The 20321-nt window shown below is 56.2% G+C and carries 17 protein-coding genes; 10 read left to right on the plus strand and 7 right to left on the minus strand.

The features are described from left to right. Nucleotides 1-10: 10 nt before the first annotated feature. From M0R70_12015 to M0R70_12025, 3 genes are all read left to right on the plus strand, one after another. Entirely contained in the window at nucleotides 11-2089 is a 2079-nt protein-coding gene (locus tag M0R70_12015) for a sodium-translocating pyrophosphatase (protein ID MCK9420093.1), read from the plus strand. Between the two features lie 116 nt (nucleotides 2090-2205). Beyond that, nucleotides 2206-2700 carry a TIGR00295 family protein gene (locus tag M0R70_12020; GenBank protein ID MCK9420094.1) on the plus strand — a complete coding sequence of 165 codons (495 nt, stop codon included), beginning with the start codon at nucleotides 2206-2208 and terminating at the stop codon, nucleotides 2698-2700. Nucleotides 2701-2763: 63 nt separating this feature from the next. Beyond that, nucleotides 2764-3693: a YkgJ family cysteine cluster protein gene (locus M0R70_12025; protein MCK9420095.1), complete on the plus strand. Its 930-nt coding sequence runs from the start codon at nucleotides 2764-2766 to the stop codon at nucleotides 3691-3693. A 326-nt stretch (nucleotides 3694-4019) separates the two neighbouring features. On the opposite strand, the gene M0R70_12030 is transcribed toward M0R70_12025, so the two are convergent. Beyond that, nucleotides 4020-4778, minus strand: a complete 759-nt coding sequence (locus M0R70_12030; protein ID MCK9420096.1) for a hypothetical protein — start codon at nucleotides 4776-4778, stop codon at nucleotides 4020-4022. A gap of 284 nt (nucleotides 4779-5062) precedes the next feature. Between M0R70_12030 and guaA the strand changes: the two genes are divergently transcribed. Next, the gene (gene guaA / locus M0R70_12035) at nucleotides 5063-6616 is read left to right on the plus strand and encodes a glutamine-hydrolyzing GMP synthase (protein ID MCK9420097.1); all 1554 of its coding nucleotides are present in this window, start codon (nucleotides 5063-5065) and stop codon (nucleotides 6614-6616) included. 261 nt (nucleotides 6617-6877) lie between these two features. Then, on the plus strand, nucleotides 6878-7777 hold the full coding sequence (locus M0R70_12040) for a cation diffusion facilitator family transporter (protein MCK9420098.1): 900 nt from the start codon (nucleotides 6878-6880) through the stop codon (nucleotides 7775-7777). A 231-nt stretch (nucleotides 7778-8008) separates the two neighbouring features. Here M0R70_12040 and M0R70_12045 read toward each other — a convergent pair whose 3' ends face one another. The 3 genes from M0R70_12045 to M0R70_12055 all read right to left on the minus strand — a co-directional run bounded on the left by M0R70_12045 (nucleotide 8009) and on the right by M0R70_12055 (nucleotide 9119). Continuing rightward, the gene (locus tag M0R70_12045) at nucleotides 8009-8401 is read right to left on the minus strand and encodes a hypothetical protein (protein ID MCK9420099.1); all 393 of its coding nucleotides are present in this window, start codon (nucleotides 8399-8401) and stop codon (nucleotides 8009-8011) included. Nucleotides 8402-8526: 125 nt separating this feature from the next. Continuing rightward, nucleotides 8527-8859, minus strand: a complete 333-nt coding sequence (locus M0R70_12050; protein MCK9420100.1) for a ferredoxin:thioredoxin reductase — start codon at nucleotides 8857-8859, stop codon at nucleotides 8527-8529. Beyond that, nucleotides 8856-9119, minus strand: a complete 264-nt coding sequence (locus M0R70_12055) for a glutaredoxin family protein (protein ID MCK9420101.1) — start codon at nucleotides 9117-9119, stop codon at nucleotides 8856-8858. The genes M0R70_12050 and M0R70_12055 overlap by 4 nt, the downstream gene beginning before the upstream one ends. A 115-nt stretch (nucleotides 9120-9234) precedes the next feature. Between M0R70_12055 and M0R70_12060 the strand changes: the two genes are divergently transcribed. Then, nucleotides 9235-9798, plus strand: a complete 564-nt coding sequence (locus M0R70_12060) for a Slp family lipoprotein (GenBank protein ID MCK9420102.1) — start codon at nucleotides 9235-9237, stop codon at nucleotides 9796-9798. 140 nt (nucleotides 9799-9938) lie between these two features. Further along, a complete protein-coding gene (locus M0R70_12065; protein ID MCK9420103.1) occupies nucleotides 9939-13100 on the plus strand; it encodes a PAS domain S-box protein in 3162 nt (1053 codons plus the stop codon). 86 nt (nucleotides 13101-13186) lie between these two features. Here M0R70_12065 and nadB read toward each other — a convergent pair whose 3' ends face one another. The 3 genes from nadB to uvrA form a co-directional block, all read right to left on the minus strand. Next, the gene (nadB, locus tag M0R70_12070; GenBank protein ID MCK9420104.1) at nucleotides 13187-14764 is read right to left on the minus strand and encodes an L-aspartate oxidase; all 1578 of its coding nucleotides are present in this window, start codon (nucleotides 14762-14764) and stop codon (nucleotides 13187-13189) included. A gap of 99 nt (nucleotides 14765-14863) precedes the next feature. Further along, on the minus strand, nucleotides 14864-15337 hold the full coding sequence (locus M0R70_12075) for a hypothetical protein (protein MCK9420105.1): 474 nt from the start codon (nucleotides 15335-15337) through the stop codon (nucleotides 14864-14866). Between the two features lie 190 nt (nucleotides 15338-15527). Continuing rightward, nucleotides 15528-18338 (minus strand): excinuclease ABC subunit UvrA, encoded by a 2811-nt coding sequence (gene uvrA / locus M0R70_12080; protein ID MCK9420106.1) that lies wholly within the window; start codon nucleotides 18336-18338, stop codon nucleotides 15528-15530. 251 nt (nucleotides 18339-18589) lie between these two features. On the opposite strand from uvrA, the gene M0R70_12085 reads away from it, so the two are divergent. From M0R70_12085 to atpH, 3 genes are all read left to right on the plus strand, one after another. After that, nucleotides 18590-19015, plus strand: coding sequence for an ATP synthase F0 subunit B (locus M0R70_12085; protein MCK9420107.1), 426 nt, complete (start codon nucleotides 18590-18592; stop codon nucleotides 19013-19015). Between the two features lie 79 nt (nucleotides 19016-19094). After that, entirely contained in the window at nucleotides 19095-19685 is a 591-nt protein-coding gene (locus M0R70_12090; protein MCK9420108.1) for a hypothetical protein, read from the plus strand. Further along, nucleotides 19682-20218 carry an ATP synthase F1 subunit delta gene (atpH, locus tag M0R70_12095; protein MCK9420109.1) on the plus strand — a complete coding sequence of 179 codons (537 nt, stop codon included), beginning with the start codon at nucleotides 19682-19684 and terminating at the stop codon, nucleotides 20216-20218. Before M0R70_12090 ends, atpH begins: the two co-directional genes overlap by 4 nt. The last annotated feature ends 103 nt before the right edge of the window (nucleotides 20219-20321 follow it).

Below are 20321 nucleotides of genomic sequence, written 5' to 3' on the forward strand. Positions count from 1 at the left end.
AGGAGAACTAATGAGTAACACGATTTTATTTGCCCTCGTATGCGGCGTGGCTGGTGTCATCTACGGCATCATGACCGCGATCTGGGTGAACAAGCAGGATGCAGGCAATCAGAAAATGATCGAAATTTCCAACGCAGTGAAGGAAGGCGCTAATGCGTTTCTGGCGCGCGAATACAAGACAGTAGCAATGGTCGCAGCGGTTCTGGTGCTTGTCCTGTTCTTCGTTCCCGCACTCGGGAAGTGGGCAGCCCTCGGATTTATCATCGGGACGGTAGGTTCCGCCCTCGCCGGGTTCATCGGCATGTGGGTGTCGCTCCGTGCCAACGTGCGTACCGCAGCGGCAGCGAGCAAAGGCCTTCAGGCTGCGCTCAGTCTCGCGTTCAAGGGCGGCTCCGTGACCGGCATCATGGTCGTGGGCCTCGGCATCATCGGCCTTGCCGGTTTTTACCTCATCGCCAAGACCTATGCTCCGGCTGAGCAGGTTTCCACCGCTCTCATCGGGCTCGGCTTCGGCTGCTCCCTCATGAGCGTGTTCGCCCGTATCGCGGGCGGCATCTACACCAAGGCCGCTGACGTGGGCGCCGACCTCGTGGGTAAGGTTGAGAAGAACATCCCCGAAGACGATCCCCGCAACCCGGCCGTGATCGCCGACAACGTGGGCGACAACGTCGGCGACTGTGCCGGTATGGCCGCCGACCTGTATGAGACCTACACGGTGACCCTCGTGGCCGCCATGCTGCTCGCCAAGACCGTGTTCGGCGCGGACAGCCCCTGGATCGAGTTCCCGCTTATGCTCGGCGCTGTTTCGATCATTGCTTCCATCGTAGGCACCTACTTCGTCAGACTTGGCAAGAACAACTACATCATGGGAGCCCTCTATAAGGGATTGGCCGTTGCAGGCGTTATCGCGGCAATAGCGTTCTATTTTGTGGCCAAAAGCTTTATCGCCGACCTCGGCCCGAATGCCGGCGTCTTTACGGCGAACACCGTGTTCTTCATCTCCCTCATCGGTCTTGCCCTTACCGGCCTGATCGTCTGGATCACCGAGTATTTCACTGCTAAAGAGTATCCCCCGGTGCAGCACATTGCACAGGCGAGCCTCACCGGCCACGGCACGAACGTGATTGCCGGACTCGCAGTCAGCATGAAGTCCACCTCAGCGCCGGTGCTCGTGATCGTGGCCTCGATCCTCGGCGCTTACTGGCTTGGCGGCGGATTCTCCGGTGAAGCGAACGCAGCCTCCGGCGGCATCTTTGCAATCGCGCTGGCAGCCGTGTCCATGCTCTCCATGACCGGTATCGTCGTGGCGATCGACTCCTACGGCCCGATCACGGACAACGCGGGCGGTGTCGCTGAAATGGCCCACCTTCCGAAAGAGATCCGCGACATCACGGATCCCCTCGATGCAGTCGGCAATACCACCAAGGCAGTAACCAAGGGCTATGCCATCGGATCCGCGGCCCTTGCCGCTTTGGTGCTGTTCTCGGAATATTCACGCTCCTTCGGCACCACGGTCCTGTTCGACCTTTCGAACCCCATGGTTCTTTGCGGCCTGTTCATCGGCGGCCTGCTCCCCTACTACTTCGGCGCGCTCCTTATGGAGTCCGTGGCTAAGGCGGCAGGCGGTGTGGTGGAGGAAGTTCGCAGACAGTTCCGCGAGATCAAAGGAATTATGGAAGGCACCGGCAAGCCGGAATACGGCAAGTGCGTTGACATCGTGACCAAGAGCGCCATCCATGAGATGATGCTCCCGGCGCTCCTTCCGGTGGTCGTACCGGTCGTGGTGGGCCTCTTCCTGGGCAAGGAAGCCCTCGGCGGCGTGCTCATCGGCGCCATTGTGACCGGCCTGTTCCAGGCCATTGCCATGACCTCCGGCGGCGGCGCATGGGACAATGCCAAGAAGTCCTTCGAGGACGGCGTCACGGACAGCAAGGGCGTTGTGCACAAAAAGGGCAGCGAAGGACACAAAGCCTCGGTGACGGGCGATACGGTCGGCGATCCTTACAAGGACACCGCAGGACCGGCCATCAACCCGATGATCAAGGTCATCAACATCGTCGCTCTTCTCATTGTACCGTTGATAAAGTAAGCAGCAACCGTATTAACCAGGCTGCCCCATTTGATGGGGCAGCCTTTTTTTATCACCATCGCGGCGCGGGGTTCTTCATTTGAAATTTATTCGTAAAGTGGTATTATCCTCAGGCTATGCGGGAGGCTGAGGTTTTAATCACTGCTGGTTGCTCCAGGGATGTCGTGGAGCACTGTCTTGCCGTTTCCGCGACAGCGGTTTCCCTTGTCGTACGTGTCAAGGCTGCCCTTGACCGGGAACTGGTCAGACAAGGCGGTCTATTCCATGACATCGGCAGGGCCAGGACTCACGGCATCGACCACGCTGTGGCAGGGGTCGAAATCGCGCGCGAGCTTGGTTTTTCAGAGCAGCTCGCGCTGATCATTGAGCGGCACATCGGCGCAGGCATTACCGCAGCTGAAGCTGCGCGGCTCGGACTTCCTCAAAAAGATTATTTACCGTTGACAATGGAAGAGAAGCTCGTCTCTTATGCCGATAATCTGACCAGCGGTGTACGCGAGATGCCGTTTTACGAAGCGCTCGACAGGTTCAAGAATATTCTGGGGTCTGACCACGAAGGTGTTGAGCTTTTCATTAAGCAGCATTACGAGATACAGGGATGGATGAAGTGAACCGAATGCGGAATTCGGATTGCGGAGTGCGGAATGAAAAAGCAAAAAGATGAGAGGGTAGTCATGAAAAATAAAAAAGACAAGATGAAAGATAAGATGAAAGATATTAAGCCGGATGATTTTGACGTCGAACCGTTAAAAAAGAGCAAGAGCGACAAGGTTGTGCCGATCAAGTTGACGGAGAACAGCAGGTTCAAATTCCGCTGTCACAAGGGCGTTTCGTGCTTTACGGCCTGCTGCAGCAATATCAACATTGTTCTGCCGCCCTACGACCTCCTGCGCCTCAGGAAGCGGCTGGGCATGACCACCGAGGATTTTATCAATCAATATTGCACCATCGAGATTTTGGGAAAGACGCTGCTGCCGGTGATAATCCTCAAGATGGGGACCGATGAAAAAAAGAGTTGTCCCTTTGTGACGCCCGACGGTTGCACGGTGTACGAGGACCGGCCGAGCAACTGCCGCTACTATCCCCTGGGCATGGCGACCCTCCGGAAGAAAGAAGTTGAGGGCGGCAAGGACGAGTTCTACTTCATGGTCAAAGAGGACCACTGCAAGGGGTTCGAGGAGAACAAGGACTGGACCGTTGCCGAGTGGCGCAAGGACCAGGGTGCGGACCGCTACGACGACATGAACCGCGGCTGGATGGAGGTCCTTATCAAGAAAAAATCATTCGGCGAGAAGGAGTTCCCCGAGATCAAGAACCAGATGTTCTTCATGGTCAGTACCAATACCGACTATTTCAGGGAGTTTGTTTTCGGAAGCAGTTTTCTCGAGACCTATGATATACCGGCGGAGCGGATTGAGAAGGTTCGTACCGATGATGAGGAGCTCTTGAAGCTTGGATTCGAGTGGCTCCGGGCGGCGATGTTCGCGGAGGAGACGCTCAAGATACGGGACGGGGTTTCCGAGGCGCGCAAGGAGCGGACGGACACGGTGATGAGGAAGGTGTACGGAAATAAGGAGAAGGGGCAGATCGGAGACATCGATTAGGCAGTTGCAAATAAAATTCGTAACTACTCAGATTGGCCGCAAAAGAACGCAAAGAACTCAAAGAAAAACCTGAAACCATGTATTTCAGTTATAATTTTCTCTGCGATCCTGGAGCCTGCCCTCGAAATGTCTTATCGGGGGTTCTTTCGCGGCTAACAGATTTTGACCTGATTTGACCTGAGTAGATGCTAAAATTCTTCTCAAAATTGGAAGAATATTTTGCGCAATGGCCAAGAAGAGGGCCACGAGGGTACGTTTTTGCATGAGACGCTTTTTGGTTTTGACCTCTCTGTTCCAGTTTGTCAGGAGTCAGGAGGAAACCTCCGCTACTCGCGGTTGGTGAGAAGTTCGCTCATCTCATCATAGATAACCCTGCCGATCGTTATTCCCTGATCGATGAATTCCGGGCCGTACTGTTTGCCGGTGCCGGTCCGGAAGGTTTCCTTGATCTTTTCGATCCCGTTCATTTTTTCCTTAAAGGATCTGTACAGCGTTTCAGGCGGTATCCGGTGGTCTTCGACCATGAGCCAGAGCGTCGCGGTGAAGTTTTCCGGTCCCCAACGGAACTTGTCGGCGTCATAGAGCGCGTCGCTGACCATGCAGCCCTCTGAGTCATCCAGTTCACAGACCGCTTTAAACGCTTCATGGTTCCGTATCGCGTACGAGATGTAGGAGCGGCTGCGTTCATCCACGGACAGCGTTTTCAGGATCTTCTCCGCCTCCAGACTTCCCAAGACCGCGTGGTCCTGTTCCCTGCGTTTGATGTCATGCAGGAGACCGGCTATGATCGCCGCGGTAAAGAGCGGATCAATGTCTACCTGGTCCATTCCCCGGTTGCGGCCTTCGATCAGGACAATGGCGCCCGCATCCCGCGCTACTGCCTCGCAGTGGCACAGGCCATGCGCGCATTCCAGCTGTGATTCGTCCAGATGAGCATGGCACTTGAGGATGAGCGCATGGGTCTTCAGCATCTCCTCGGAGCGGCGTACGGCACCAGTCTCCCGGCTGTAGAACAGCGGACGCGGCAGGGAACCGGCCACGCGGTGCGCGGTCTCCTGCAATCTTCGGTAAAGCGATTCCTTCATATGAATGATAATAAACGGACACGGCAATCCTTGTCAAGGTGAGTTTTGGCCGGTCGCATGTTCAGATTGACAGGCATTCATGACATAGGGTAAGATAATCTAACCCTGACCAGCCGGCTTTAGAACCTTTTCACCACGAAGTCGCGAAGGCACGAAGTAACACACGAATGTCTTTAAGATTTGACTAACTTAAGTATTTAAGCCCTTCTTTGTGTCTTGGTGTCTTTGTGGTAAAAAACTGGTAGAATTTGATTCTTTTGTTTCCGGATTTGAAAGGAGCCTCCGTGTCGGACATCCATAGTGAACGAATACTGATCCTCGACTTCGGGTCACAGTACACCCAGCTCATCGCCCGCAGGGTGCGCGAAGCGAAGGTCTATTGCGAAATATTCCCGTTCAACGCCGGGATGGATAAGATCAAGTCCTTCAAGCCGAAGGGGCTGATCCTTTCGGGGGGGCCGTCGAGCGTGTATGACCCTGGTGCGCCGCTCATCAACAAGGCGCACCTTGAGCTTGGCGTTCCCGTGCTCGGGATCTGCTACGGCATGCAGTTATTGACCCATGTTCTCGGTGGTCAGGTCGCGAAGTCGACGAAGCGCGAGTACGGGAAGGCAGAACTGAATATTCGCGAGGACAAGGGTTTGTTCGCCGGTATCGGCAAAGGCGGCACGACAACCGTTTGGATGAGTCATGCAGACCGGATTGTGACGATGCCCGACAGCAACTGGGCAGTTGCGGCGTTCACGGACAACTCTCCGACTGCCGCTATGGTGGACGAGAAACATAAGTTCTACGGCGTCCAGTTCCATCCTGAGGTCGTACACACTCCCCAGGGCGCGCAGATCCTCAGGAACTTCGTCTATACCATCTGCGGATGTAAGCCAACCTGGAACATGGCTTCGTTTGTTGACTACTCCGTGGGCGAAATCCGCAAGGCCGTGGGGAGCAAACAGGCGGTCTGCGGTCTGTCCGGCGGTGTGGACTCCTCGGTTGCGGCAGTGCTTGTATACAAGGCCATCGGCAAGCAGCTTACCTGCATTTTCGTGAACAACGGCGTTCTCCGCAAGGACGAAGCTGAAAAAGTGCAGCATACGTTCAAGGACATGGGTCTGAACCTCAAATACGTCGATGCATCAGCGGAATTTCTCACCAAGCTGAAAGGGGTCGAAGACCCGGAGAAGAAGCGGAAGATCATCGGCAATACCTTTATCGATGTGTTCGAGCGGGAAGCGCTGGCAGTCGGCGGGGCCGAGTTCCTGGTCCAGGGCACGCTCTATCCCGATGTGATCGAGAGCGTTTCCTTCAAGGGCCCGTCGGCGATCATCAAGTCCCATCACAATGTGGGCGGTCTGCCGGAGAAGATGAAGCTGAAGCTGGTGGAACCGCTCAGGGAATTGTTCAAGGACGAGGTGCGGGCAATCGGCCGCGAGATGAAGATGCCCGATGATATCATCGACCGTCAGCCTTTCCCGGGACCGGGGCTTGCCATCCGTATCCTCGGTGAGGTGACCGAGGCACGGACCAGCCTTCTGCGCGAGGCTGATGCCATCGTGATAGAGGAGATCAAAAAGGCCGGACTGTACAAGGAGATCTGGCAGTCCTTTGCCGTGCTGCTTCCGGTCAAGACCGTGGGCGTGATGGGCGATGAGCGTACCTATGAGAATGTGGTCGCGATCCGCGCGGTCACGAGCCAGGACGGCATGACCGCTGACTGGGCGAGAATCCCCTATGATCTCCTTGGGGTCATGTCGAACCGCATCATCAATGAAGTGAAGGGCGTGAACCGCGTGGTCTTCGACATCTCGTCCAAGCCGCCGAGCACGATCGAGTGGGAGTAGCAGGCAGTGCCCGATTGGGGATTTTGGAATGCGAAAGAGAGAACATAAATTCTTGAACCGCGGAGACGCGGAGGAAATCAGTTTTTTAATTCTTCTCAGCCAAGGTCTCATATGTTTTTCTCGGCGTCTCAGCGCGACTCGACTGAGCTCGCCGAAGTCCTCTGCGGTGAACTTTATTAATTTTTAGAAACTTGCGCTCAAAATTCACGCGCTTGGTTTGTGAAGTACTTTACGGCTGACAGATTTGCGGGGAGGGTTCAGGTGGATCGGCACGAACGGTTCGGAAGCGCGGGAAGGGTCATTAAGATCGGGTTCTGGGTGAATGCCGGACTGATGATCATGAAACTGCTCGCGGGTTATTTCGGCAGATCGGAAGCGGTCTTTGCCGACGGCATGGAAAGCGCCGCGGACTTCATCGCCCTCGGGTCGAGCATGATCGCCCTGCGCATCGGCAGCCGTCCTTTTGATGAGTCTCATCCCTACGGCCATGGCAAGGCCGAGAGCATTTCCGCCATCATCGTGTCCCTCATCATCTTCTCCACGGGCGGTTGGATCCTTTTCCGGTCCATCCACGCCGTCATTGATGGTGTGTACGAGGTCCCGGCCGCAATGGCAGTGGCCGCCGCCTTCCTCACGATCATCACGAAAGAGGCCCTCTACCGCTACTCCATCACCGCAGGCAAAAAACTCGGCAGCCCGGCGATCCTGGCCGTGGCCAAGGACCACCGGAAGGACGCGATCACGTCGGTGAGCACCCTGGTGGGCGTCACCGGAGCGTTCTTCGGTCTCACCGTGATGGACCCCATTGCCGCGGGGATCACCTCGATCTTCATTTTCTACATCGGCTATAAGACCTTCATGGGCGCGGCCCATGAGCTCATGGACGGAAAACCTGACGACAATTGCCTGGAGGATGTGAGAAAGATCGCAGAAGGAGTGGCGGGCGTCGAGCATGTCCACGAAATTCGCTGCCGCAGATCGGGCCAGTACCTGATCGTGGACCTGAAGCTCGATATGAATCCTTTAATGACCGTGCGCGAGTCCCACGCGATCGCCATGGCCGTGAAGAAGTTTATCTTTGAAAGCTTTGCAAGCGTCGGGGACGTCATGATCCATATCAATCCCCACGAAGATGATCATCAGGACCTGATCCGGCTGTAATGGTTTTTTTTGAACTCTTCGAACGAGTCAGGATTGATGGTTTTATAAAAAGTCCAGATATCACTTTTACCGTCATTCCCGTGAAAACGGGAATCCAGTCAATTTAAGTGATTGTTTGTGCCATGGATACCCGCTTTCGCGGGTATGACGCTTTTTTTACGAGACCATCAGGATTTACTATCCGGGGAAAAAACTCCGCGCTCCGTGTTTCCTTGCGGTGAATAGTCTGTCTTAGTCGTTCGCCTTCGCAATGCTGTCGCCGTACTCCCGGCCGAACTGGTTGGCCGCCGTGACCCCCACTTCCTGCAGCATCCGTTTGTGGGTGTCCTTGACGAGATCGAGGGGCACGTCAAGTGCCTTGGCTATATCCGCAAGAGGTTGTTGTTGGGCAAAGTGACGCTCGGCGATCATGATCTTTAAGAAATCAGCCTGGATGAGCGCTTCAAGCTCCTTGTCCACGACAGTGTAACTTTCATACGCCTGTCGAAGTGTTTTCCCCGCGGCGATCGCTTCGCGGAATTTATTCACCGCGTCCTCGTATAGTGCGCTCTCTTCCGGCGTGAACTCCTTGAAAAGGAACTCCGGCATGTCCGGTTTTTTCCTGCTCTTATCTTTTTTCTTCATTATACAGACAACCTTTCAATGATAGGATTTATTACGTTTGATGCATTTCTGCGGTTAAATCCGACTTCTTACGAGTTAATTACGTTTAGCTGAATTGATTTCTCTGCATCCGCGGTGAAATGATCTTAGGTTGCTCTTTTCTCTTTCGGTCTCCGCTCCGGGACCTGACGGTGTTCGATCCTGCCCTCGTTCCACTCCACGGAAACATAGAGCCCGCAGAAGCAGTTTCCGAATTCCTTGATATCGGGATCGCGGTACACACAGGGGCAGATAATGTCCGCGTCCTTCTCCTTTACCTCCCCGGCAAGACGGCAGGGACAGGAACGGTAGCCGTACCGGGTCTCGTTCGTGAGCAATCCTTGCAGAATATCCATGACGAACGGTTTGTCCTTGTTCAGGCGAATGCCCTGCGACTCGGCATATTTTGACAATATATCGTAAAGCGTATCCGGCGTCATTGCAGACCCAAGGTTTTGCGCAGTTTTTCCTCGTTGAAACCAACGATCACCTCATCGTCGATGCAGATGGTTGGAAAGCTGCAGTCGGGGTTCAGCTTCCGGACTTCATTGATGATGCGCTCCCGTTCCGCCCCGGTCAGGAGGTCCACATCCACGATATCCGTGTCGATCCCGTGTTCTTTAAAAAAGCGCTTGGTGCGCATGCAGTGCGAACAGGTGCTGAGGGCGTACAATTTTATCTTCGGTTTTTTTGATACCATGACGGGTACCTCCTTGCAATATAAGAGGAAGTATACCACGGTGGTATTTCGATATGCAATTGAAAATACGGAACAAGGCTTGACAGGACTTGCTTTCGGGTGTCATAATCAAACCATGAAAAGGTCTTTCCTCATTGGCATCATTCTTCTTGCTCTCTCTTCCTGCTCGCCGGTGCTGAACCGCGAACTCATGAAGGAGGGCGTGCGCGAATTCTCCCTGGCCTATCTCCGGGAGACCCCCGAAGTGTTCGAGGGCAAACTCTTCATCCTGGGCGGCTTGATCGTGCAGACACGCTTGACCGGGACAGGTTCCCAGATAGAAGCGCTCAGCGTGCCCGTGGATTCGTATGGCTACCTGCAGGGAACCGGACGTTCGCAGGGCAGATTCCTCGCCCTGTATCCAAAATCAAAGGGCATTCTCGACCCCATGGTGTATAAGAAGGGACGGGAGATCACACTGGCGGGAGAATTTGTGGAGGCGCGCAAGGGCAAGATCGATGAGATGGAGTACGTGTATCCGGTATTCGAGATCAGAGAGCTCTATCTTTGGGAAGAGCGCACGGAATACGATTGGCCCTATCCCTATTATTATCCCTATTATGATCCCTTCTTCTATCGTTCGCCGTTTCTGTACGATCCGTGGGGATGGCACTACCCCTCTCCTTATTGGCCGCGTTAGCCGGAGTGGCGAGCCGGGCATGATTTCTTGGACGACCACGATCGCCTTATCACCGTTCTCCTTATCCAGTTTTCCCTGGCCGGAAAGTCCATCCGAAAATGCGCGTCCAGGCTGAACGCAAGGAAATAAGAGGCTCAATCATGCAGACGATTATCGCGCTCCTGATCTTCCTCTTCCTGCCATTGCACTGTTTGGCTGGATCTGCAGTGTCGCCTACCGATACGGGTGTTATCAAGGACACCCTCATAGCCGTTGTTCCGGCTGATCTGCCTCCCACCTATTTCAAGGACCCAACGACCGGCAAGGCCGCGGGCTTTGCCATCGATGTGATGGACGAGATAGCCCGGCGGTCCGGAATGAGGGTGGAGTATGTCTTTGGCAAACCCTGGGACGAAATGATCGAGATGGTGCGCATTGGCAAGGTCGACGTGATCCCGCACCTGACCATCTCGCCGGAGCGCGAGGAGTTGCTGGATTTTACCGATCCCATCGAGGTCATGCCGGTAGGTCTGATCGTAACGGTTGACAGCAGAGTGACAGGATTTTCCCCCGGCCTCAGAGTGGGCACTCTCAAAGGAGCGGTTCCTGAAGAATACATGCGGAAGAACGCCCCGAAGGTCGAGATCGTGCTGTATGAAGACATGACCAGGGTGCTTTTTTCCCTGCTCGCCGGGCAGATCGACGCGGCTTTTGTCCTGAACCCCAACCTCATGAAACTTGCCTATGAGGCGGGTATAGAGGACAAAATCAAGGCGCTTTCTCCGCCGATCTATGAGGCCAAGCGCGGTATTGCCCTGCGCAAGGATGACCCCGCTTTCCGTGATCGTCTCAATAAAAGTGTCAAGGAATTCGTGGGCACCCCTGAATATGCGAGGCTGTTCACCAAATGGTACGGCCATCCGCAGCCCTATTGGACCGCGGCGCGCACCGCCCTGACCATGGGAGGCGGGTTGCTGCTGGTGATGATGACCCTTCTCTACTGGCGATATCAAAGCATTACCAGACTCAACAAGAAAGTCTCGGCAGCGGCGGATGCGCTGCAGTCGACCTTCAATGCGGTCAACGACGCCCTTTTCATCCATGACCTCACGAGCGGTGCAATTCTTGATGTGAACTCGAGAATGTGCGAAATGTACGGCTATGGGCATGACGAGGCGTTACAACTCACGATCGCGGACTTAAGTTCCGGAAAGCCCCCCTACACCCAGGACGACGCAGTCGCCTGGATCAGAAAGGCGGCACAGGGAGAGCCGCAATTGATCGAATGGCATGCGCGCCGGAAGGACGGGAATCTGTTCTGGGTAGAGGTGAATATGCGAAAGGCCTCAATCGGCGGCAAGGGCCGGTTGATCGTCGCCGTGCGTGACATCACCGAGCGCAGGCAGGCGGAGGAGAAGATCAGAGAATCAGAGGAAAAGTTCAAAAACGTTTTTGATACCGCGAATGACGGGATCCTTATCGCGGATGTTGAGACGAATAGATTCATGATGGGAAACAGAACGATCTGCAGAATGCTTGCCTATGATGAGCAGGAGATAAAAAATCTCAGCGTTCGCGACATTCATCCTGAAAAAGACATACCGTATGTCATAGAGCAGTTCAATAAACAGGCGAAGAAAGAATTACAGATTGCCAAGGATATCCCGGTAATAAGAAAAGACGGCAGCCTGTTTTATGCTGACGTCAACTCGTCCGTCATAACACTCGGAGACAGGACATATCTCCTCGGTATTTTCAGGGACATCACCGAAAAAAAGAAGGCGGAGGAGGCGCTGCGCGAGAGCGAGGAATTCATTAAAAATATTCTTGAAAGCGTTGATGAGGGTTTCCTTATCATCGACCGTGATTTCCGGATACTGTCCGCGAACAAGGCATACGCGAAGATGATCGACATTCCTTTGGAAAAGGTCATCGGCAGGCATTGTTACGAAGTATCTCATCGCGTCTCGGTCCCCTGTTTTAGTATGGGGCATCCCTGTGCGGTCCAAAAAGTATTTGAGACGCGAAAAACCCACACCGGTGTCCATATGCATCAGGACGCAAAGGGAGGGTCGGTGCATATCGAGACAAAGGCGTATCCCCTCTCGAAAGACGGATCAGGCGAGGTCGTTACCGCGATCGAAACCCTTGTTGACATCACCGAAAGGCTGAAACTCGAAGACCAGCTTCACCAATCCCAGAAGATGGAATCGATCGGCACCCTTGCCGGCGGCATCGCCCATGACTTCAACAATATCCTGACCGCCATTGTCGGCTACGGGAACATTGCCCTCATGAAGATGGCAAAGGACGACCCCCAGCGCTTGAACATCGAACACATGCTTGATGCAGGGGACCGGGCAGCGCACCTGACGAAAGACCTCCTGCTGTTCAGCAGGAAACAGGTCAGTGAACGAAAGCCCGTGGATCTGAACGAGATCATCAGAAGGCTGGAGAAGTTTCTGGTGCGCGTCATTGGAGAGGATGTCGATTGCAAAACCATGCTGAGCAGTGAAGCCATGCCGGTCCTCGGAGATTCGCACCAGCTTGAGCAGGTCCTGATGAACCTCGCGACGAACGCCCGGGACGCCATGCCAGGGGGAGGCATCTTCACGGTCACCACGGAGAACGTGCGGTTCGACGAAGAGTTCATCACCATCCATGGTTTTGGCAAGCCCGGCAACTATGTGCTGGCCTCCATCTCGGACACGGGCAAGGGCATGGATGAAGAGACAAGAGAGAGGATTTTCGAGCCTTTCTTCACGACCAAAGAGGTGGGCAAGGGCACGGGTCTGGGGCTTGCGGTGGTGTACGGCATCATCAAACAGCATGACGGGTTGATCAATGTGTACAGCGAACCGGGCCGGGGCACGACCTTCAAGATCTACCTGCCGCTCATCGCTGCGGGCGTGGAGGGAGAGAAAACAATGGCGGAATATCGTCCCCTGGGAGGCACCGAGACTATTCTGCTCGCAGAGGATGACGAAACAGTCAGAATCCTCACCAGGACCGTGCTTGAAGATTTTGGATACAAGGTGATAACGGCAAATGACGGGCAGACCGCGGTGAACAAGTACCTGGCGGACAGGGACAGGATCAAGCTTCTTCTGTTCGATATTATCATGCCGCAGATGACCGGAAAAGAGGCCTATGACGCGATCAGTGCGATCCAGCCCGACATCAAGGTCTTATTCCAGAGCGGCTATGCTCCTGACATCATCCGACAGAAGGTGTTGCTGGATGATAACGTTGCGGTTATCTATAAGCCGATATCGCCGAACAATCTATTGACGCAGGTGCGGGAGATTTTGGACAGATCATAGCCGATTTGTTACGAAAGAGGGGGACCCTGGGCGGTTCCCGGGATCGCCTGTCATCAAGAAGGCCGCGCAGGGAATGCAGACCGCGCCTAACGTTTTATCACCGTTCTCCTTCGCCAGTTTTTCCCCTTTGTTGGAAAATCACTTCGAAAGTGCGCTCCCACACTGCCTTCCCGTTGCAGCGCCGAGCGGGTGATGAGCAGGGCCGTCGTGATCATGTTCCTGATCTCGAAGACATTCCGGTCAGGGGCGCGGCCCTTCATCATCCGGTCCCATTCCTTGAGCTGCCTGAGCGCCCTGGTCAAACCCTTTTTTTCGCGAACGATGCCGACCTGCTCCCACATGAGTTTTCTGAGCGAAGAGCGCATCTTGACTATATCCGGCATCGCGCCTGAAGCATGGCGCGCCTCAGGCAATCTCTGAATAACATCATGCAGACCGCCGGTGTGCCGGTTGAAGTGTTTGCGCGCATACCGCGCGGCCCCGAGCCCGGCCCGTTCTCCGTAGACCAGTCCTTCCAGCAGGGAATTGCTCGCGAGGCGGTTTGCCCCGTGCACGCCGGTACAGGCGGCTTCGCCGGCGGCAAAGAGGCCGTGAATGGAGGTGGCGCCCCAGAAGTCGGTCTTGACCCCGCCCATGATGTAATGGGCCGCGGGCGATACCGGGACCGGCTCTTTCGTGATGTCGATGCCGAGGTCCTTGCAGGTCCGGTAAATGCGGGGGAAACGCTGCATCACGTAATCGGCCTGTAAATGCGTCATGTCGAGAAATACATTGTCGGCCCCGGTGGCAGCCATCTCGGAGTGGATGGCGCGGGTGACCACGTCGCGCGGCGCGAGCTCGCGCGCGGAATGGTAGCGGTCCATAAAGCGCAGTCCGTTGATGTTCTTCAGCATGCCGCCTTCTCCGCGCATGGCCTCGGAAAGCAGGAACTGGGGCGCTCCCTTGCGAAAGAGCGCGGTGGGGTGAAATTGAACGAACTCCATGTCCACGAGCGCCGCGCCCGCGCGAAAAGCCATGGCCATGCCGTCGCCGGTGGCCACAGCGGGATTCGTGGTACGCTCATACAGCCGGCCCGCTCCGCCCGTGGCGAGTACCACCGCGCGCGCGGAAATGATGAGGATCTTGCGCAAGGCCTGCTGGCAGACCACGGCCCCGACGCAGCGATTATTCCGGATGATCAGGTCCCGGGTGAACGCGAAGTCTATCTTGGACACCGTGCCGGTGGAGCGGACCTTGTCGATCAGCACGCGCATGATCTCTTTGCCGGTCGAGTCTCCCTGGGCATGGAGGATGCGGCGCTTGGTGTGGGCCGCTTCCTGCGTGAACGCGAGCTTCGTTCCTTCTTTGTCGAATTCCGCGCCCCAGAGGATGAGCTCGCGTATCCGCGTGGGACCCTCTTCAACAAGCGTGCCCACGGCCTTGCGCAGGCAGAGCCCGTCGCCCGCCCTGATGGTGTCCTCGAAGTGGATCGAGATCTCGTCCTCGTCCGAAAGCGCAACGGCCACGCCGCCCTGGGCGTATTCGCTGCTGCTCTCGGTAGGCGCGTCTTTGGTCACGACGAGGACCTCGCCGTTCCGCGCCAGTTCGATGGCCGCCCGGAGCCCGGCCACACCCCCGCCGATGATAAGAAAGTCGGTTTTTATATGTTCTTCAGTGAAAGGCATGATGTGATTGCGGATTTCGGAGTGCGGATTTCGGAGTGAAAAGACTTTAGAGCATTGTGCCCTCATTCCGCATTCCGCAATCGTCAATCCGAAATAAAACTACGGCTTTCCCGGCATTTCCACCGGCAGCGGCACAAAGGGGTCCTTCCCGTCAATGGACATGAGCTTGAAATTTCCGGGCTCAAAGACCAGCGTGACCCGTCCGCCGTTTTTCTGGGTAGTCCCTCCAACGGCAAGCCACTCTCCGTCCCAGTTGAATGATGTCTTGATCGGTCCCTTTTCCTCGACCATGATGAGCATCTTGGTGTACTGGATGTTGAAGTGGATGGTTTCATTCTTCAAGAACACGGCTGCAAGGGACCGGGAAAACGCTTCCCTGTCTTGATAAGCGGGCGCCACGTTATCCATGAATGAGGAGAGGTCCTTTTTCTCATATGCCGTCCGCATGTCCCTCAGCGCGGAGAGGACGTTCTTGCTTTTGACGGCCGACTGGTCAGGCGTTTTTTTACCGCTGCAGGCGGATGTCGTGAACAGCAGTGCTGTTATGGCGAGAAGGGTGAAAAGTTGTTTCATGTGACCTCCGGTTGACGAAAAGCGAATTGTAACTATTTGGCGAGGAGTGGCCTCATACCAACGAGTCATGCAAAAAATCCCCCTCACCCCAGCCCTCTCCCCGATAGGGGCGAGGGAGCTTTTATTTCCTCTCCCATCAGGGGAGAGGATTAAGGTGAGGGGTGGTTGCTATCAGCACATTTTACATTTTTCATTTTGCAATTTGCAAGGTCTTTTTCAAAAACTGCCCCGTATACGATTCCTTCACCAGCACCACGTCCTCGGGCGTTCCCTGGGCCACGATCCGGCCGCCCCGGTCGCCGCCCTCGGGGCCGAGGTCGATGATCCAGTCCGCGGTCTTGATAACGTCGAGGTTGTGCTCGATCACGACCACGGTGTTGCCCGCGTCCACGAGCTGGTTCAGCATATCGAGCAGCTTTTGCGTGTCGGCGAAGTGCAGGCCGGTCGTCGGCTCATCCAGAATGTACAAGGTCCTTCCCGTTGCGCGGCGGGAGAGTTCTTTGGAGAGTTTGACGCGCTGTGACTCGCCGCCCGAGAGCGTGGTGGCCGACTGTCCCAGGGTGATGTACCCGAGGCCCACGTCCAGCAGCGCCTGGAGTTTGGACCGGACGGGCGTCACGTTCTGGAAGAACTCGTAGGCCTGCTCCACGGTCATGCCGAGCACCTCGGCGACGTTCCTGCCCTTGTACCGGATGTCCAGCGTTTCGCGGTTGTACCGGCTGCCGTGGCACACGTCGCAGGTCACGTACACGTCGGGCAGGAAGTGCATCTCGATCTTGATCAGACCGTCGCCCTCGCAGGCCTCGCACCTGCCGCCTTTTACGTTGAAGCTGTAGCGGCCGGGCTTGTACCCGCGCATGCGCGACTCCGGCAGCTGGGAAAACAGATCACGGACCGGTCCGAACACTCCGGTGTAGGTGGCCGGGTTCGAACGCGGCGTTCTGCCGATGGGCGACTGGTCGATGTCGATCACCTTGTCGACATGTTCGAGGCCCGTGATGTCCTTGTGCTTTCCCGCCCGTTCCGTGGAACGGTACAGGCGCTGGGCAAGGGCGCGGTACAGGATGTCCACCACGAGCGTGCTCTTGCCCGAGCCTGAAACGCCGGTCACGCAGGTGAAAACGCCGAGGGGAAACTGCACCGTTATGTTCCCAAGGTTGTTCTCCTCCGCGTTGATAACGCTGATCGCCTTCGTGGATCTTCTGCGGGAAGACGGCACCTTGATAAAGACCTTGCCGGAGAGGTACTGGCCGGTGAGCGAAGCCCCGACCTTCTGGATCTCCTGCGGCGTTCCCTGGGCCACGATCTCGCCGCCGTGCACGCCGGCGCCCGGGCCCATGTCGATCACGTGGTCCGCCGCGCTGATGGTCTCCTCGTCGTGCTCCACGACGAGCACGGTGTTGCCGAGGTCGCGAAGCCGGAACAAGGTATCGAGAAGCCTGCGGTTGTCCCGCTGGTGCAGGCCGATGCTCGGTTCATCCAGAATATAGAGCACACCCACGAGGGACGAGCCGATCTGCGTGGCAAGCCGGATGCGCTGGCCCTCGCCGCCCGACAGCGTGGCCGCGCCGCGGTTCAGAGAGAGATAATCGAGTCCCACGTGGATCATGAACCCGAGACGCTCGCGGATCTCCTTCAGGATCCGCTGGGCAATGGCCGTTTCCTTGTCCGTAAGCGTAAGATCGTTGAAGAACAGCAGCGCCTGTTTGATGCTCATGCGCGTGATGTCGTGGATGCTCAGGCCGGCGACCTTGATCGCCAGCGATTCCTTGCGCAGCCTGCTGCCGCCGCAGTCAGGGCAGGCCTGGTAGTTCATGTACTGTTCCATCTCCCACTGGATGGCGTAGGAATCGGTCTCATCATACCGCCGTTTCAGGTTCTCGATAATGCCTTCGAAAGGCTTGCACACCGCGCCCTTTCGGGTTGACAGGGCTTTCGCCTCGCTCTCGCTGTAGCCGTACAGCAGCATCTTCTGCTGCGCCGGTCTCAGGTCCTTGAACGGGGTGTTCACGTCGAAACCGCAGCCTTCCGCAAGGGTGTGGAGCATTTCATGGTGGTAGACCGACGTGCGTTTCGCCCAGGGCTTGACGGCTCCATCGCGGAGTGAAAGAGTGGGGTTCGGGATGATGAGCCCGGGGTCGAACTCCAGAAGACCGCCGAGGCCGTCGCAGGTGGGGCAGGCGCCCTGGGGGCTGTTGAAGGAAAAGGTGTTGGGAGCGATCTCGGGATAGCTGATGTTGTCCACGATGCAGGCGAGCTTCTCGCTGTAGAGCAGGTCCTTTTTCTGGTCCACCAGATTGATCAGCACGAGGCCTTCGGCCTGGCGGAGGGCGGTCTCGATACTTTCCGCGAGCCTGCGCTCGATGCCGGGCTTTACCACGAGCCGGTCGATCACGATCTCGATGTCGTGCTTCTTTTTTTTGTCCATCGGGATGGGCTCGGCAAGTTCCTTGATCGCCCCGTCAACCCGGGCGCGCACATAGCCCGAGGCGCCCGCGGCCATAAGCTCTTTCCGGTACTCGCCCTTGCGTCCGCGAACGATTGGCGCCAGGACCTGGATGCGCGTGCCGTCAGGCAGGGCCATGACCGCATCGGTGATCTGCTGAACGGTCTGGGCCGCGATCTCCCTGCCGCACTTCCAGCAATAGGGCTTGCCGATGCGCGCGAAGAGCAGGCGCAGGTAGTCGTAGACCTCGGTCACGGTGCCCACGGTGGAGCGGGGGTTCTTGCTCGTGGTCTTCTGTTCAATGGCGATGGCGGGGGAGAGGCCGTCGATGGAATCCACGTCGGGTTTGTCCATCTGGCCCAGGAACTGGCGCGCGTAGGCAGAGAGGCTCTCGACGTAGCGGCGCTGGCCTTCGGCATAGATGGTATCGAAGGCGAGGGAAGACTTGCCCGAGCCCGACAGTCCCGTGATAACCACAAGCCGGTCGCGCGGGATCTCGACATCGATGTTCTTTAAATTGTGCTGGCGGCAGCCTTTTATGATGATCTTGTTCATAGGGTCCGAATGCTTCGGGAGAAATATCATTTTACCACTGAGGGAAAGGGGAGTAAAGGACTTTGTAAATTGACGCCTCGTCAACAGGCTTTATTGACGCGGTTCCGCCATGGTTTCTATAATCAAAAACCCGGCGCTCATTTATATTATTTATGGGAAAAAATCTTGACAATGTCAGGGGGTTGTGATAATTTTCCCACACTTCAAAAAGGTCCGCATTTCCCGTTCATTAGAAGAGGCTCTCGTACTTTATGATAGATATCAACATCACACTTCTCTGGCAGATCGCCAATTTCATCGTGCTGCTTATTGCGCTTAACTTTATCCTCTTCAAGCCGATTCGTCAGGTCATGCAGGAGCGCGAGCAGGGCATCAGCTCCGCGTTCGGCGATGCCAAGGCCGCGCAGGAACACATGCAGAACATCCTGGAGCGGTATAATGCCTCTCTGGCCGAGGCCAAGCAAAAGGCCGTGACAACGTACAATGCCATTTACCAGCAGGGTCTCGATGCCCAGCGCGACATGATCTCCGCGGAGCGCGCCAAAGCGGGCGAAATGCTGGACAAGGCGCGTGGTGAGATCACGGCGGCGTCCACAGCGGCCCGTGCCGACCTCAAAAAGGAGGCGGAGCGGCTGTCGCAGGACATTACCGCCAAGCTGCTCGGAAGGGCGGTTTAAAAACAGTTCCCCCGATAGGATCATTCGGGGGCAGGCTCCGTTTGGAGTGCGGAGTTCGGAGTTAGAGAAAAAGCAAATCATGAAAATCCTAAAAAAGACGATAGAGATCATCATTTGCCAAATGGGCTCAATGCTGTTCGCCGCAAGTGTCTTTGCCTCGGAAGCTGCTGAGGGAGGCCATGAGGTGATAACCTTCATGGGCGACTGGCTGCCCAGGCTGGTCAATTTCGCGGTCATTGCGTCGGTTGTCGTCTATTTTTCAAGGAAGCCGATCCGTGATTTCTTTGCAAGCCGGTCCGCCGAGATCGCAAAGGCCATGCAGGACTCGCACGAGGCGCGGGAACGCGCCGTGGCCGCCCTCGCGGACCTCGAGCGAAAGATCAAGGAGATGGAGGCGGAGACAGGCAGGATGGTCGCCGATGCCCAGGCCCGCGCCGAGAAGGACAAACAGGCGCTCGTTGACGAAGGCAGGAAGGTAGCGCATGAGGTTCAGGCCCAGGTCAAGCAGGGCATTGATAGCGAGCTCCATAAGGCAAAAAGCGCGCTCGCGGCCGAGGCGTCGCTCCTTGCCCTTGACCTTGCGGAAGGCAGGATCAAACAGAAGATCAACAGCCAGGACCATGAGCGCATTGTGAAAGAATACATCTCCAAAGTGGGAGGCCGGGCTTGATTCGGATCATCGCGAAGAGATATGCCAAGGCCCTCGTGCAGCTTGCCGAGGAAAAGAAGACCGTTGACAAGACCAGGGCCGACCTTGCCGCGTTCACGAGCGCGGTGGATTCCCTGCCGGCACTGAAAAAGCTTTTTGCAAGCCCCGTTTTTACCCCCGAGAACAAGAAGGCGGTCATCCAGGAACTGGCGGTCAAGCTCGGCATGCAGCCGACCACCCAGCGGTTCGTGGAGCATCTGGCGGAAACGGGCAGGATCAGATATATCAGCGACATGTATGAGGCGTTTTTGGAGATATTGGCTCAACGCACTAATCGCGCCATGGCGCGACTGACCACAGCGGCCGCGATAAACCCGGCCGATCTGGCGGAAATCAAGAAAAAACTCGAGGCACTCACCGGAAAACAGGTGGACATCGACGCGAAGGTTGATGCCTCCCTCATCGGTGGAGCCAGGGCGCAGATCGGAAGCACGGTCTACGACGGGACCATCAAAAATCAGCTTGGCAAGCTGCGGAATCAGTTGCTAAATTAATAAACCAGTAGTCCGTAGTCAGGAGTCAGTAGTCAGTCATGCTGTAGCGTGATTCTGACTTCTGTTTTCTGGCTTCTGGCTCCTGAACTTAACGAGGTGTAAC

It is taken from the genome of Nitrospirota bacterium (genome assembly GCA_023229435.1).
GTDB lineage: Bacteria > Nitrospirota > UBA9217 > UBA9217 > UBA9217 > JALNZF01.

Coding starts and splice junctions, on each gene's coding strand:
- M0R70_12015 (MCK9420093.1), top strand. CDS start 11: ATGAGTAACACGATTTTATTTGCCCTCGTATGCGGCGTGGCTGGTGTC.
- M0R70_12020 (MCK9420094.1), top strand. CDS start 2,206: ATGCGGGAGGCTGAGGTTTTAATCACTGCTGGTTGCTCCAGGGATGTC.
- M0R70_12025 (MCK9420095.1), top strand. CDS start 2,764: ATGAAAAATAAAAAAGACAAGATGAAAGATAAGATGAAAGATATTAAG.
- M0R70_12030 (MCK9420096.1), bottom strand. CDS start 4,778: ATGAAGGAATCGCTTTACCGAAGATTGCAGGAGACCGCGCACCGCGTG.
- M0R70_12045 (MCK9420099.1), bottom strand. CDS start 8,401: ATGAAGAAAAAAGATAAGAGCAGGAAAAAACCGGACATGCCGGAGTTC.
- M0R70_12050 (MCK9420100.1), bottom strand. CDS start 8,859: ATGACGCCGGATACGCTTTACGATATATTGTCAAAATATGCCGAGTCG.
- M0R70_12055 (MCK9420101.1), bottom strand. CDS start 9,119: ATGGTATCAAAAAAACCGAAGATAAAATTGTACGCCCTCAGCACCTGT.
- M0R70_12060 (MCK9420102.1), top strand. CDS start 9,235: ATGAAAAGGTCTTTCCTCATTGGCATCATTCTTCTTGCTCTCTCTTCC.
- M0R70_12065 (MCK9420103.1), top strand. CDS start 9,939: ATGCAGACGATTATCGCGCTCCTGATCTTCCTCTTCCTGCCATTGCAC.
- nadB (MCK9420104.1), bottom strand. CDS start 14,764: ATGCCTTTCACTGAAGAACATATAAAAACCGACTTTCTTATCATCGGC.
- M0R70_12075 (MCK9420105.1), bottom strand. CDS start 15,337: ATGAAACAACTTTTCACCCTTCTCGCCATAACAGCACTGCTGTTCACG.
- uvrA (MCK9420106.1), bottom strand. CDS start 18,338: ATGAACAAGATCATCATAAAAGGCTGCCGCCAGCACAATTTAAAGAAC.
- M0R70_12085 (MCK9420107.1), top strand. CDS start 18,590: ATGATAGATATCAACATCACACTTCTCTGGCAGATCGCCAATTTCATC.
- M0R70_12090 (MCK9420108.1), top strand. CDS start 19,095: ATGAAAATCCTAAAAAAGACGATAGAGATCATCATTTGCCAAATGGGC.